Annotated in this window: 10 protein-coding genes; all 10 read right to left on the reverse strand. The window is 67.3% G+C overall.

All coding sequences use genetic code 11. The features are described 5' to 3' along the window. Nucleotides 1-102: 102 nt before the first annotated feature. Nucleotides 103-3,543: an error-prone DNA polymerase gene (locus tag VSX60_RS11240; RefSeq protein ID WP_327624267.1), complete on the reverse strand. Its 3,441-nt coding sequence runs from the start codon at nt 3,541-3,543 to the stop codon at nt 103-105. Beyond that, nucleotides 3,540-5,015, reverse strand: a complete 1,476-nt coding sequence (locus VSX60_RS11245; protein ID WP_327624313.1) for a DNA polymerase Y family protein — start codon at nt 5,013-5,015, stop codon at nt 3,540-3,542. Before VSX60_RS11245 ends, VSX60_RS11240 begins: the two co-directional genes overlap by 4 nt. 148 nt (nt 5,016-5,163) lie before the next feature. Then, nucleotides 5,164-6,141 (reverse strand): ImuA family protein, encoded by a 978-nt coding sequence (locus VSX60_RS11250; protein WP_327624268.1) that lies wholly within the window; start codon nt 6,139-6,141, stop codon nt 5,164-5,166. Nucleotides 6,142-6,370: 229 nt separating this feature from the next. Beyond that, complete coding sequence (locus VSX60_RS11255) at nt 6,371-7,606, reverse strand: YeeE/YedE family protein (RefSeq protein ID WP_327624269.1); 1,236 nt, start codon at nt 7,604-7,606, stop codon at nt 6,371-6,373. Nucleotides 7,607-7,717: 111 nt separating this feature from the next. Next, nucleotides 7,718-8,545: a metallophosphoesterase family protein gene (locus VSX60_RS11260; protein ID WP_327624270.1), complete on the reverse strand. Its 828-nt coding sequence runs from the start codon at nt 8,543-8,545 to the stop codon at nt 7,718-7,720. Continuing rightward, on the reverse strand, nt 8,542-9,378 hold the full coding sequence (locus tag VSX60_RS11265) for a 4'-phosphopantetheinyl transferase family protein (protein ID WP_327624272.1): 837 nt from the start codon (nt 9,376-9,378) through the stop codon (nt 8,542-8,544). Before VSX60_RS11265 ends, VSX60_RS11260 begins: the two co-directional genes overlap by 4 nt. A 218-nt stretch (nt 9,379-9,596) precedes the next feature. Further along, entirely contained in the window at nt 9,597-10,247 is a 651-nt protein-coding gene (locus tag VSX60_RS11270; RefSeq protein WP_327624273.1) for an SH3 domain-containing protein, read from the reverse strand. A gap of 96 nt (nt 10,248-10,343) precedes the next feature. After that, nucleotides 10,344-11,291 carry a glutathione synthase gene (gene gshB / locus VSX60_RS11275; protein WP_327624274.1) on the reverse strand — a complete coding sequence of 316 codons (948 nt, stop codon included), beginning with the start codon at nt 11,289-11,291 and terminating at the stop codon, nt 10,344-10,346. Nucleotides 11,292-11,516: 225 nt separating this feature from the next. Further along, nucleotides 11,517-12,542 carry a glucokinase gene (locus VSX60_RS11280; protein WP_327624276.1) on the reverse strand — a complete coding sequence of 342 codons (1,026 nt, stop codon included), beginning with the start codon at nt 12,540-12,542 and terminating at the stop codon, nt 11,517-11,519. An 82-nt stretch (nt 12,543-12,624) separates the two neighbouring features. Next, nucleotides 12,625-13,629, reverse strand: coding sequence for a penicillin-insensitive murein endopeptidase (mepA, locus tag VSX60_RS11285; protein WP_327624278.1), 1,005 nt, complete (start codon nt 13,627-13,629; stop codon nt 12,625-12,627). Nucleotides 13,630-13,771: the final 142 nt, after the last annotated feature.

Genomic DNA, 13,771 nt, shown 5'->3' on the forward strand with positions numbered 1-13,771 from the left:
TTCGACGGCGTCAGCGCGAAGATAGCAAGGTCGTCGGATTCGGCCAGAGCCTGATTGGTGAACCGGCGATCGATCGCGCGCCTAAGGGGCATCGCAGTTCGCTCATTGAAAATTCCGCCCCTTCGGCAGCACCTGTCGCACGGACCGATCGGCAAGGCCTGGACGATGCGCCGGGTCGGGTGTCGCGAGCATGGAGCGGTGGCGGGCAAGCAGTCTTGCCTGACCGCGCTGTTCGTCGACCGGTCGGCGGATTTCGTCGGCCCGGGCCAGCGCGGCCCCGAGCGAGGCGACGACCTCGGAGTTTTCGTCCATTTCGGCCTCGCCGACCGCGGGGACGTCGCCGCTGGCGATCGGCATCAGCAGCGGCGTCAGATCTTCGATGTCGTCGGCGACGACATGGATCACCCCCCGGTCGGACTGCATTCGTCCCGTCACCTTGACGAAGCGCGCGCCGAGGACGACCGGACGTAAGCGCTCGAAGATTTTCGGCCAGACGATGATGTTGGCGATGCCGGTTTCATCCTCGATGGTCATGAAGATCACGCCCTTCGCCGAGCCCGGCCGCTGGCGGATGAGGACGAGGCCCGCGACGGCGACGCGGCTGCCCGAGCGCAGCGTCGCCAGCGTCTCGTTGGCCAGCACGCGTCTCCGTTCCAGCGCGGCGCGCACGAAGGAGACCGGATGCGCTTTCAGGGAGAGCGACAGGAAACGGTAGTCGTTGAACACCTCCTCGCCGATCGGCATCGGCGGCAGATGCGCGTCGGGCTCGTCCTGCAGGTCCTTGGCCGAAGCGCGCTCGAACAGCGGCAGGCGCTCGGCTGCGCCGTTGGGATCGAGCGCCCGGCAGGCCCACAGCGCGTCGCGGCGGGTGAGGCCCAGCGAGTCGAAGGCGTCGGCGTCGGCCAGCCGTTCGATCGTCGCGCGTTTGAGCCCCGAACGCAGCCACAGATCGCGGATCGAATCGTAGCCCGGCCCCCGTGCCGCCACCAGCGTGGCCATTTCCTCGGCGCCGAGCCCCTTGACCTGGCGAAAGCCGAGGCGGACGGCGTGGCGGGTTCGGATGGCCTCCCGCATGTCCGAATGCCGGGCTTTCATGCCGCCGGGATCGAAGGGTGCCGCCTCCAGCGTCTGGTCGAAGGCGGAGTGATTGACGTCGACCGGCCTGATCTCGACGCCGTGCTCCCTGGCGTCGCGGACGATCTGCGCCGGCGCGTAGAAGCCCATCGGCTGGGCGTTCAGAAGCGCGGCGGCGAAGACGTCGGGATAATGGCATTTCAGCCAGCAGGAGGCATAGACGAGCAGCGCGAAGGAAGCGGCGTGGCTTTCGGGAAAGCCGTATTCGCCAAAACCCTCGATCTGCTTGAAACAGCGTTCGGCGAAGTCGCGCTCATAGCCGCGCGCGACCATTCCCTCGACCAGCTTCTTCTGGAAGGTGTGGATGGTGCCGACCCGGCGAAACGTCGCCATGGCGCGGCGCAGCTTGTCCGCCTCGTTCGGCGTGAAGCCGGCGGCGACGATGGCGATTCGCATCGCCTGTTCCTGGAACAGCGGCACGCCGAGGGTGCGGCCGAGCACCTCGCGCAACTCCTCCTTCGGATAGCTGACCGGCTCCAGCCCCATCTTGCGCCTGAGATAGGGGTGGACCATGTCGCCCTGGATCGGGCCGGGCCGCACGATCGCCACCTCGATGACGAGATCGTAGAAGCATTCGGGCCTGAGCTTCGGCAGCATCGACATCTGCGCCCGGCTTTCGATCTGGAAGACGCCGAGCGTGTCGGCCCGCTGGGCCATCCGGTAGGTCGGCGCGTCGTCCGCCGCCAACGACAGATCGGCGAGGCTGAGCGTCACGCCGTAATGGCTTTCAAGCAGATCGAAGCCGCGGCGCAGGCACGACAGCATGCCGAGGGCGAGAATGTCGATTTTCAGGATGCCGAGTGCGTCGAGATCGTCCTTGTCCCATTCGACGATGGTGCGCCCGTCCATGCCGGTGTTGAGGATCGGCACGACCGCGTCGATGCGGTCCCTGGTGATGACGAAGCCGCCGACATGCTGGGACAGATGCCGGGGAAAGCCGGCGAGCTCGGTGGCGAAGTGGAGGACATTCGCCGTGGTCGGATCCTCGGCCGTCAAACCGGCCGCCGCGGCTTCGCACTCCCCGAGATCGGAGGAATGATAGCCCCAGACCGATCCGGACAGCGCCGAGACCGCGTCGTCCGACAGGCCGAAGGCCTTGCCAACCTCGCGGGCGGCCGAGCGGGCGCGATAGGTGATGACGGTGGCGGCGATGGCGGCGTTGTCCCGGCCGTAATGGTCGTAGATGTACTGGATTACCTCCTCGCGGCGCTCGTGCTCGAAGTCGATGTCGATGTCCGGCGGCTCGCGCCGGTCCGACGAGATGAACCGTTCGAACAACAGTCCGGCGCGCTCGGGCGAGACCTCGGTGATGCCGATGCAGAAGCAAACCACCGAATTGGCCGCCGAGCCGCGCCCCTGGCACAAAATGCCCTTTGACCGGGCGAATTCGACGATGTGGTGGACGGTGAGGAAATACGGCTCGTATTTCAGCTCGCCGATGATCTGGAGCTCGTAGTCGATCTGCCGGGTGACGCTCGCCGGAACGCCTTCCGGATAGCGCCATTTGGCGCCGTCATGGGCGAGAAAGCGCAGTTCCTCCGCCGGGGTGCGGGTCAGCTTCAGCGCCTCGTCGGGATATTCGTAGCGAAGGCTCTTCAGGTCGAAATCGAGTTCGGCGAAGAAGCCATTGGCGGTCTCGACGGCTCCCTGATAGGCGCGAAACAGCCGGGCGATCTCGTCCGGGGCCTTCAAATGCCGCTCGGCGTTGCGCGACAAAAGGCGCCCCGCTTCGGCGAGCGGCACATGCTCCCGGATCGCGGTCATCACGTCCTGCAGCCGCCTTCGGCCCGGCGCGTGGTGGAAGACGTCATTGGTTGCCATCAGCGGCGTGCCGCGTTGCTCCGCAAGGCGGGCGGCGCGGGCGAAGCGGCGCTGGTCGAGCCCGTCATGGGCCGGCGCGGCGGCAAGCCGCACGGCGCCTGGAAAGGCCGAGGCGAGCGCCTGGAGGGCGCGGGCGAGGCGGGCTTCGGCGAGGTCCGCTCCGGCTTTCTCGTCATGGCCGAGTTCCGCCGGAGCCAGGGCAGCGAGATTGAGGCCGTCACCCCATTCGAGCAAGTCGGACAGATGCAGGACGCAATCGCCCTTGCGGGTTCGCAGGTTGCCGAGGCTGAGCAAGCGGCAGAGCCGGCCCCAGCCGGCGCGATCGCGCGGATAGGCCAGAATGTCGGGAGTGTCGTCGGAAAAGACCAGCCGGGCGCCGGGTGCGTAGGCAAGGCCGGCTTCTCGCGCCGCCTGATGGGCGCGCACCACGCCTGCGACGGTGTTGCGGTCGGCAAGGCCGATGCCGCCGAGGCCGAGCCGGTGGGCGGTGACGACCAGTTCCTCCGGCTGCGAGGCGCCGCGCAGGAAAGAGAAGCAGCTGGCGACGCCGAGTTCGGCGAAGGCGGGCGGGGCCGGCGCGGGTGTCATGCGAAGATTCCGTGCAGATACCAGGCCAGCCGCGGAGCCGGCAGCTGCCATTCGGGATCGACCGCCGGGTCGGCCCAGCCCTCTCGAAACAGCCAGAAGCGGCGGCCGTCGGCATCCTCGATCCGGTAATAGTCGCGCGCGGCTTCGCCCGCGTCCCGCCACCATTCGGCGCCGATCCGCTCCGGTCCCTCGGCCCGGCGCACGAGGTGCAGCGCCCGGCGCCAGCGAAATTGCAGCGGCGCGCCGTCCGGCACCTCGAAGCTTGCCTCGATCGGCTCCGGCAAGGCGAGCAGTCGGACCGGCCGGGGCGCGCTGACCGGCGCAAGGCTCTGCCGGGCCGCGAGGGGGCCGACATTGCCGGCGTCCACCGGTCGCCAGCGTTCGGCCCGTTCCGGCCAATGGCTGTCGGCGACTTCGATCCGCAGGACGCTGGCCTCGCCGAGCCGGGCGCCGAGCCGGTCGATGAGGCCGCCGAAAACGTCGACGGCCGCATCGGCGCCGGACAAATCCGTCTGCACATCCGGCATCGGCGCGGCTTCGAACACCGCCAGCTTGACGAGATCATAGCCGTAGCCGGCGTCGAACTCTTCCCCGAGGCCCTTCATGCGCTCGCGGAACAGGCGCTGCACATGGCCCGGCTCGCGCACCGGCCGCGAGGCGCCGACGGCGAGCCGGTTGACCTGTCCGTCGACGCGAAACAGCGACAGTTCGAGCCGCCGGGCGCCGACGCCGCGGCGCGCCAGATCGTCCTGCAGCCGTTCGGCGAGGAGGAAAAGGACGCGCTCGACATCCTCGATCCGGCTGATCGGCTCGAACAGCCGGCGCTCGGCGGCAAGCTCGGGGATCGGCCGACGGGGGCTGATCGGCCGAAAGACCCGGCCAGCCGCTTCATCGAGGCGGGTCAAAAGATCCTCGCCGAAGCGCCGGGCCAATCCAGCGCGCGGCAGCGACAACAGCGACCCGACCGTTTTGAGGCCGAGCCGTCGGAGCATGGCGGCGAGGCTCGAATCGAGCCGTAGAGCGGCGACGGGCAGCGGAGTGATCGCAGCCTGTTCCCCGCCCGCCGCAACGATGCTGGCGTCGCCGTGGCCGACCAGGGCGAGCGCCGTGCCGGCATGGCTGGCGATCGTAGCGGACGCGGCGAACCCTTGCTGGAACAGGCGGGCGAGGAGGTTGTCCATCAGCGCTTTTTCGCCGCCGAACAGATGGGCGCAGCCGGAAATGTCGAGGAAAAGGCCATGCGGCGGGTCGAGGGCGACGAGGGGCGTGTAGCGGTCGCACCAGTCGGCAAGGGCTGTCAGCAACCGCGCGTCGGCCGGCGGATCGGCGAGGATGATCGCTAGGCCGGGAAACCGCGCCCGCGCTTCGGCCAACCCGACCCCCGGGGATAGCCCGCCGGCCTCCGCCCGCTCGCAGACAGCAGCGATCCGGTTGGCGTTGGCGACCGTCTCGTACAGCGCCAGCGGCGCCATCGGCGTGTCGCCGGCCGCCCCTTCCGAGGCGACTTCGGCGAGGCCGCGTGTCTCGTAGCGCGCGCGGTTCGGCGGCCGCAGGACGGTATCGAGTCGGCCCCGATCGATCCCGGCTTTGCCCGGAACCGAGGGTAAATGCGCGCTATCCTCACGACGCGCGCTGGAGCGCCACGAGCGACCCAGCGTCTCGCGCCGGATCCGGTCGGTCGACAGGCGCGGCAGCGAGAGGGCGAGGAAGCGCGGTTGCACGCTCTGGGCGAAGCGGGTCGAAACGTCGCTCATGGGGGTTCCACTCCAGACTGAAATGCCGCGGCCGGCCATCGCGGGATTTTTCGACCGTGACGGCGAACACCGGATGGCCGATGAGCTTTTGATGATTGGCGAGGTCGGGAACGAAAGCCGCCGGCGATGGCCGCACGCGCAGCCTGAGCGGCGCCGCCGTCGCCTCGGCGCGGGCGCTCTGGCGCAAGAGCAGGAACGGCAGGCCGGCCTCACGCGCGCGAAAATGCAGTCGCCGCGTGCCGTCGAGGCCGAGCCGCGCCGGATTGCCGCGCACTTCCAGGATTGCCATCGTCAGCGCCGACGAGGCGGCGGCCTCCTCGCCGGCCCAGGCCGCGTCTTCCAGCCGGCGGGTTCGCACGATGCAAAGTGCGCTCGGATCGAGGCCGAAGCCGGCAAGGCCGGGCCAATAGGGCAGGCCGGCTTCCGAAAAGGCCAGGCTGTCGCCGATCCACAAAAGCGGCTTGTCCGGCCGGGCGCCGAAGCGGATGGCCAGGGCAAGCGCAAAGCCGGCCAGCGTTCCGCCGTCGCGGGTTTCGTCGAGATGGATTTCGGTCAGGCCGGCGGCCGGAAAGCCGCCGCCGAGCGCCGCGTCGGCCGTCGCGCAGCCGAGGGAATGCAGTTTGAGCGCGCTGCGGCGTGCCGGCTTGGTGGCCTTCGCCGTCGCCGTTTCGTCCGCTGGCTCCAGGCGGGCGACCGGCTGGCCCTCGATTCGGGCGATCTGTTCGCGTAACCGGGCAAGGGCCGAATTCCTAGAACCGGCCGCCGTCGCGTCATTCGCCGCGGACCGCGTCCGCGCCGAGGGGATGTCCGCCAGCCGGGCCGGCCAAGCATCGCTGACAGCCATAGGATCTCCTTCGGCCGCAAGGGTTTGCGGCCGTCCAGCCTCTGGATAAGAGGTTTTGTTCGTGATGTGTTCCTATAGATTCCAGAGGGTGATGGGAGAGTCAAGCGGAGTCGTCTGCGTGATTATTTTCCTTGTCGCCGACTACGAAAACGCCGCAGCATGATGCCGCGGCGCTTCAGGAAGCCGGTGGAGGGGATGGGCTCAATCGTGGGACCTGTCGTCGCGAGCTTTAAGATTCGTCAGGCCGTCTTGGCCACGCCGGGGCGCTCGTCGACGAAGAAGAACGCCGCAAGCGCACGCCGAGCATCGACCCGAGATAGGCGGCGGCAAGCCAGAGCCAACCGTGCAGGCTGCCCGAGGCGATGCCGCCGAAATAGGCCCCGATGTTGCAGCCGAAGGCGATCCGGGCGCCGTAGCCCAGTAGCAGCCCGCCGATCACCGCGGCCAGGACCGAACGGCGCGGAATGGCGAAGTTCGGCGCCAAGCGCCCGGCGAGCGCGGAGGCTAGCAGGGCGCCGAGAATGATGCCGAAATTCATCACCGAAGTGACGTCGGAGAAGACGCTGGAAGACAGCGCGGTGGCATTGCCGGGCTGCTGCCAATAGGCCCAGGCCGTCGGATCGATACCGAAGAGCTGCGCGCCCTTCGCTCCCCAAAGGGCGAATGCCGAGGTGATGCCCCAGGGCCGGCCGGCCAGCGCCAAGGTGACGAAATTGAGAAGGGCGAGCAGAACCGCGCCGGCTATCAGGGGCCAGGGGCCACGGGCGAAGCGCGACAAGCCGGTATGCGGACTGTGTTCGGCGCGCTCCAGGGTGCCGTGACGGCGCCTTTCCACCAGAACCGTGACGAGGGCGATCGCGGCGAACAAGGCGAAGGACAGGACGATCGCGACCGGTGCGCCGAAGACCGTCACGATCGAGACGGGTGCAAAGGCCGGCAATGCCGTCCACCAGTCGAAATGGACTGTCGCCAGCACCGAGCCGACGATGAAAAAGAACAGGGTGATCAGCATTCGGGCATTGCCGCCGCCGGCAGTGTAAAGCGTACCGGAGGCGCAGCCGCCGCCCAGCTGCATGCCGATGCCGAAGTTGAAAGCGCCGACGAGCACAGACACGCCGATCGGCGACACGAAGCCGGCGACCGGTTGACCGAACAGGCTGCCAGCTGCCAGGGCCGGAAAGAACAGCGCGACGGCAACGGCAAGCATCACCATCTGGGCGCGAAGGCCACGGCCACGGCCATCGCGAATGAGATTGCGCCAGGCCGAGGTGAAGCCGAAGGCAGCATGGTAGAGGACGAGGCCGAAAGCACCGCCGACCACGAACAGGGCTGCGATGCCCGGACCATAGCCGAAGGCGAGCACGAGGGCCCCCAGCAGCACGAGGCCGGAGGCGGTCAAAACGGCGGGGCCGGCTACACGCCGTTCACTCGTGCCGAGTGGTTCCGAAAGGGTGGTGGTTGTCATGAGGGTTTCTTTCGCCCGGTTTACATCATTGCGCTCAAAGATGGTCTGCCGAACGATGCATGGCGACGCATGGAATGGCGCCGGTTGGTCAAACCGGCGAACGTCTTTCTGCTAAATGGTCCGCCCTGGAAAACTGATCCTTCGCACCGCCTCGTCCGGTTCGATGCGGCCGTGCCATTGCTTCGGATAGCCGAGCGAGACCTCTTCGAAGGCGACGCCGTCGATCATCCGGCTGGAGCGGATGTGGATGTGGCCGGAGATCACCGCGCGGGCGGCAAAGCGTGTGTGCCAGTTTTCGGTTCGCCGCGTGCCGCACCAGAGCGAAAAGCGCGGAATGCGCGGCAGGCGGGCCAGCTCCTCGCGCAATGGCCAGTGATTGATCAGCACGGTCGGCAGCCCGTCGTCGAGCGCTTCCAGCCGCTGTTCGGTGAGGTCGCAGCGCGCCGCGCACCACGCGCTCCGGCTGTCGAAGGGTGCCGGCGACAGAAGCTGCTCGTCGGCGCAGCGGATACCGGCTTCCCGCGCCCAGGCGACGGCGGCGTCCAGAGGCACATAGTCCGGCCGGAACGAATAATCGTAGAGCAGGAACATCGGCACGATCCGTACAAGCGTGCCGTCGATTTCGGCGACCGGATAGGGGTCTTCGGGCGTCAGCACACCGCGCTCGCGGCAGAGAGCGACGAAGCGCTGGTAGCGGGCTTCGCCGCGGAGCGCGGTTCCTCGCGAGGCGATCGACCAGAGTTCGTGATTGCCCGGCACCCAGACGAGCTGTTTGAATTTCGGCTGCAGGGCGTCGAACGCCAGATCCAGATGGCGTTCGGTCTCGCCAACGTCGCCGGCCAGAATCAACCAGTCGTCCGGTCGTGCCTTGATCGTGTGGATCGCCTCGCGGTTGGTCGGATGGCCGAGATGCAGATCGCCAACGGCGAAGAGTTTCACGAGGCTGGCCCGCCCGCATCCGCGTTACTCATCGCCATCGCATCCAGCGGCATAACGACGGGTTCGAGCTCTTCGATCAGGTCGGTCAGCGGCACCGTTCTGAGAAAGCGGATCGGCGGCAGGCGATCCCGTGGCGAGACCGCGAGCGCCAGCCTGTGCTCGGCGGAAACCCGCCGCCTGAGAAAGGTCCAGCGGGCGGGATCGTCCGGGCAGCTCGGCGCGAATCCGATCGTCGGCGTTTCGCCTTCCAGATCGAAGGAGAAGCCGTCGAGCGGCAGTGCCAGCCCCATGCCGCGCGCCTTGATATAGGCTTCCTTGAGCGTCCAGAAGGCGAAGAAGCGCTCGCGCAGGTCCGGGCCGTCGGCGGCGCGCACGTAGGTCGCCTCTGCGGGCGAAAAGTAGCGGCCGGCAAGATCCCGGACGGCACTGTCGCGGCCGACCGTCTCGACATCGACGCCGAGATCGCAATGCCGGGCGACGGCGAGCGCCGCGAGGCCGCGGGTGTGCGAGAGGTTGAAGGTAAGTCCGTCATCGTCGCCACCGGAAATTTCCGGCCGGCCGTGGCGGTTCGCTGTAAAGCGCCAGGCGTCAGGCGCCACGGGTCGGTAGCGCGACAAGGTGGCGCGGACGAGTGCCTTGCCGACCAGGAACTCTTCGCGCGCCCCATCGACGCGGTAGCGCTCGAAGCGCTGGCGCTCGCCCGCGTCGAGAAGCGCGCGATAGGGCGCGTGCAGCGCCGGAGTCACCTCGGGCAGGAAGGTCAGCCAGACGTCGATGCCTTCGAGCTGTATGGTCGACGCAGGCTGCGGGCCGTGACGGTCGGCGGTCGGCAAAGGCGCTCCTCGTGGATTGCGGCAGGTCGGGCGAAAGGGCCGGAGCGGCGGGGCCCCGGCGGGAATGGCGCGGCTGTTATGGCCGCAGCTTATCGTCCGGTTGAACAGAGGTGAAGCATCAACGGCCCCGGGGGACAATTTGTCTGCCGGCCGGGATGCTCAAAACGAAACGAGGCGCGGTGGTGGCCGCGCCTCGATCATGTCGTGGGATGGACGGATCAGTTCACACGATAGAGCGGAACGATCGGCTCCGGACGCTCCTCGACACGCTCACGGCGGTCGTCGCGGAACTCGATCCGGACGTCGTCGCGGCGCTCATCGCGCCATTCGCGGCGATCGTCCCGACGCTCTTCCCGACGGAGTTCGTGGCGACGCTCCGCCCGGCGTTCGCGGCGGACATCGTCCCGATCGTCGAAGCGGTCGCGATCCTCAATCCGGTCCCGGTCACGGCGAGAACGCGGGCCGTAGATGCCGTCATAGCGGTCGCGCTCGCGATAGAAGCGGCGGGCGCGATAGTGGTCATCCCAATAGCCGCCGATGGAGAAGCTGATCACTGGCGCCTCGATCGCCCGGATCGCGCGTTCGCCGATGTAGCGGCGGGTGCCGCCGGCATAGGCGAGATAGTTCGACGACATCCAGCCGCGCTGGCCGTCATAGCCAACGTCGCACCAGGAGCGGTTCTCCAGGCACCCGTAGACGCGGACCCTGTCGCCGCCGCCGACGACGTCGACCGCCGGGTAACGGGTGGAGGGGCCGGCGCGCAGATTGACGTCGGTGGTGGCGATGGCGCGCGCCGCGGCGTCGGCCGTGGCCGGAAGGGCGAAGCCGCCGACGACGACGGCGAGCAATCCGAGTAGCATCTTGTTCATGGCATGACCTCGCGAAGCTGAGATGGATATCTAGTGTCGCGGTCAGTAAGCCACAGCCTGTCCGAACGGTTCCGGAACAAGATTGTTATCTGGCGTTCAGAATTGCCGGCGCTTGGCCTCGATCGCGTCCCACAGAAGCGCGGCGATGTCGGCGCCACCGAAGCGCTTGACCTCGCGGATGCCGGTCGGCGAGGTGACGTTGATCTCGGTCAGATAGTCGCCGATGACGTCGATGCCCACGAACAAGAGGCCTCGCTCCTTCAGCGCCGGGCCGATCCGCTCGCAGATGTCGCGCTCGCGCTCCGTCAGTTCCGTCGCGGTGGCAGTGCCGCCCACGTGCATGTTGGAGCGCGTGTCGCTTTCAGCGGGAACCCGGTTGATGGCGCCGGCATACTCCCCGTCGACGAGGATGATGCGCTTGTCGCCCTTGCGCACGTCGTCGAGATAGCGCTGCACGATATACGGCTCGCGGAACAGGACGCCGAAGGTTTCCATGAAAGACGTCAGGTTACGGTCGTCTTTCCTCAAGTGGAAGACGCCGGCGCCGCCATTGCCGTAGAGTGGCTTCATGACGATTTCGCCGAACTCGGCGCGAAAGGCCGCAACCTCCTCCGGGTCCTTGGTGATCAGCGTCTCCGGCATCAGATCGGCGAATTCCATGACGAAGATCTTCTCCGGCGCATTGCGCACCGAAGCCGGATCGTTGACCACCAATGTCTTCGGATGAATGCGTTCGAGAATGTGGGTGGAGGTGATGTAGGCCATGTCGAAGGGCGGGTCCTGGCGCAGCAGGACGACATCCATCGCCGCCAGATCGACTTTCTCGGATGGCCCGAGGGAGAAATGGTTGCCCTCTTCCTCCCGCAGCTCCATCGCCTCGACCCGCGCGGTGACCTGGCCGCCACGCATCGAGAGCTGCTCGGGCGTGTAGTGGAACAGTTGGTGGCCGCGGTTCTGCGCCTCGAGACACAGCGCGAAGGTGGAATCGCCCTTGATCGAGATCGAGGCGACATGGTCCATCTGGACCGCGACTTTCAGCGCCATGCGGATTGTCCTTCGCTTTAGAGCGCCGTGCGTCCATTCGAACGCACAAAGGACGCTCCAATATTTTGATTGAGCATCGGAACGATCCAAAAACCGGATGCCACTTTTGGGTCCGATGCTCTAAACGGCCTTGCGTCGCTTGCGAGGTAGCGCTTCAAGGCCCGGCGGGCAATGGCCGGACATCTTGTCATCGTATCCCGAAGCGTGGGGATGTCGGCTGCCCGATCAGACGGCCCAGCGCCGCCCTGTCGTCTCGAGGCCGAAGAAGCGCGGCGTGCGGGCGTATGTGGCGAGTCCCGCGAGCGCGGCGAGCGGCTCGGTGACGACGAATAGCGGGATCTCGCGCATCAGCGCGGAATGCGGCGCCTTATCCTCGAAGGCGGCGCGGAGTTGCTCGGACTTCAGGATCGGGATGATGCGCTGGAAGATGCCGCCGGCAATGAAGACGCCACCGCGCGCCATGAAGATCAGCGCCAGATCGCCGGCGACCCGTCCGAGATAGGTGGCGAACAGATCGACCGCCTCGATCGAAAGGGGGTCCTTCTGGTTCACCGCCGCTTCGGTGATCTCCGCCGGCGTCGTGTGGACCGGCTCCGCCCCGTCCGCCGCCGCGATGGAGCGGTAGAGATTGACCAGCCCGCGTCCGCATAGCACCTGTTCGCCCGACACCCGGCCTTCGATAGTCTCCAGATGCGGCCAGATCGCCAGATCCCGCTCGGTACGCGGTCCAAGGTCGATGTGGCCGCCTTCGCCGGCGACCGGAATCCACATGTTGCGCGCCCGCACGAGGCCCGCGACACCGAGGCCGGTGCCCGGGCCTACCACCACCCGGCTGGCGCCCTCATGGACCTCACCGCCGCCGATCTGCGTTCGCGATTGCTCGCCGAGCGAGGAGATCGCCAGCGCCTGCGCCTCGAAATCGTTGACGACGATCACTTCTTCGATGCCAAGCCCGCTCAGCATCTGTTGCGGGCGGATCACCCAGGGAGAGTTGGTGAGGTCGATCTCGTCGCCGTCGATCGGTCCCGCGACGGCCAGCACTGCCGATTTCGGCTGCACCGATGTCTTGTCGAGCACGGTCGCCTGGATGGCGTCGTCAACCGTCTCGAAATCGGCGGTCTGGATGACCGGGAACATCTTGGGCTCGGCGAAGGAATCGAGAAGCAGCGCGAAGCGGGCATTGGTGCCGCCGATGTCGCCGATCAGGATCGGAAATTTCAACGCGTCCGTGCCGTCACGCCGTTGTTCCATAGGATGTCCGCTTCAATCGATTCGTATGCCGATCGACATAGGACACTGCCGTGACGAACGCAAAACAAACCGGCCGACCCGGTCAGCGAGTCGGCCGGTTCGTCGGAATTGGTATGGAACCCGATGGCGCATAGGCGAGCCCGACAGCTGCGGCAGTGGCCCTCGTGCTCGTTGCAGCCATCATGCTGCCCGTCGAGCCCATCGCCGGCGCATTCGCCACCGCGCGGCACTGGCGGGGTAGGTCGGCCAGAGTCATCTCCGGCTTGGGTTTCGCCGGCTTGGCGTTCGGCGGTGGCGGCTGCAGGGCCGTGTTGAACCACCAGTCGAGATCACCGCAGCCATCGCCCCGGCCAGTGGATTTCTGCTCGGTACAATTCGGCGATCCGGGCTGGCAGAACAGCCGGACGTGGAAGTGCTCGTGATGGCCGTAATAGGGCCGCACCTTGTTCAGCCAGGCGCGGTCGTCGCCGGCCGTCTCGCAGAGCTTCTTCTTGATGCCCGGATGGACGAAAATCCGCTGTACCTTGGCATCTTCGGCGGCGAGCTTGATCAGGTCGCGGTAGCGCGAATTCCAGATCCGATCATCGACCTGGAAGGTGCCTTTCTTCAGGACCGAGCGGAACGGGAAATCCTCCCGTGCCGCGGCGGTGAGGCGCGGGGTCGGCATCGGCTGCAGCCAGATGTCGAGGTCGAGGCCGATCTGGTGGGAACTGTGCCCCGAGGGCATCGGGCCGCCGCGCGGCTGCGACATGTCGCCGACCAGAAGTCCAGGCCAGATGCCGCGCCGCGCCGCTTCGCGGGACAGGTTCTCGATGAAGGCGACCGTCGTCGGGAGGCCGTAATGCCGGTCGCGCGACAGGCGCATCGCCTGCCAGGTCGGCCCATCGGCCGGAAGCTGGGCTCCACCCGCGAGGCACCCCTTGGTGTAGAAGCCGAGGCTCTCTGCCGGAAGTGCGGCGGCTGTGTGCTGGGCACTGAAAACCTGTTTTGCGTTCGGCTCGGCGGACGCCTGTCCGGCCGCGGCCAGAAACGCCAGCGCGGCTGCGATACCGGCTGCCGCGCGACGCGTTGGTGAAGCAGGCCGCATGGATGGTCCCTCAAGCTGGATGATGTCGCCGATGCTACGCGCGTCGGATAGCCCGAGGCTTGCCGCGCACGATCCGCGCGACGTGGTCCTGCGTCACGATAGCGCTGACAATCTCGCGACAGGATGTGCCGATTTCATGGCC

Source organism: Aurantimonas sp. A3-2-R12, from assembly GCF_036016755.1.
Lineage (GTDB): Bacteria > Pseudomonadota > Alphaproteobacteria > Rhizobiales > Rhizobiaceae > Aurantimonas > Aurantimonas coralicida_A.

Excerpts from the sequence above, each read along its gene's own strand:
- gshB (WP_327624274.1), bottom strand. The coding sequence starts at position 11,291 with ATGGCGCTGAAAGTCGCGGTCCAGATGGACCATGTCGCCTCGATCTCG.
- mepA (WP_327624278.1), bottom strand. The coding sequence starts at position 13,629 with ATGCGGCCTGCTTCACCAACGCGTCGCGCGGCAGCCGGTATCGCAGCC.
- VSX60_RS11240 (WP_327624267.1), bottom strand. The coding sequence starts at position 3,543 with ATGACACCCGCGCCGGCCCCGCCCGCCTTCGCCGAACTCGGCGTCGCC.
- VSX60_RS11255 (WP_327624269.1), bottom strand. The coding sequence starts at position 7,606 with ATGACAACCACCACCCTTTCGGAACCACTCGGCACGAGTGAACGGCGT.
- VSX60_RS11250 (WP_327624268.1), bottom strand. The coding sequence starts at position 6,141 with ATGGCTGTCAGCGATGCTTGGCCGGCCCGGCTGGCGGACATCCCCTCG.
- VSX60_RS11245 (WP_327624313.1), bottom strand. The coding sequence starts at position 5,015 with ATGGCGCCGCTGGCGCTGTACGAGACGGTCGCCAACGCCAACCGGATC.
- VSX60_RS11280 (WP_327624276.1), bottom strand. The coding sequence starts at position 12,542 with ATGGAACAACGGCGTGACGGCACGGACGCGTTGAAATTTCCGATCCTG.
- VSX60_RS11270 (WP_327624273.1), bottom strand. The coding sequence starts at position 10,247 with ATGAACAAGATGCTACTCGGATTGCTCGCCGTCGTCGTCGGCGGCTTC.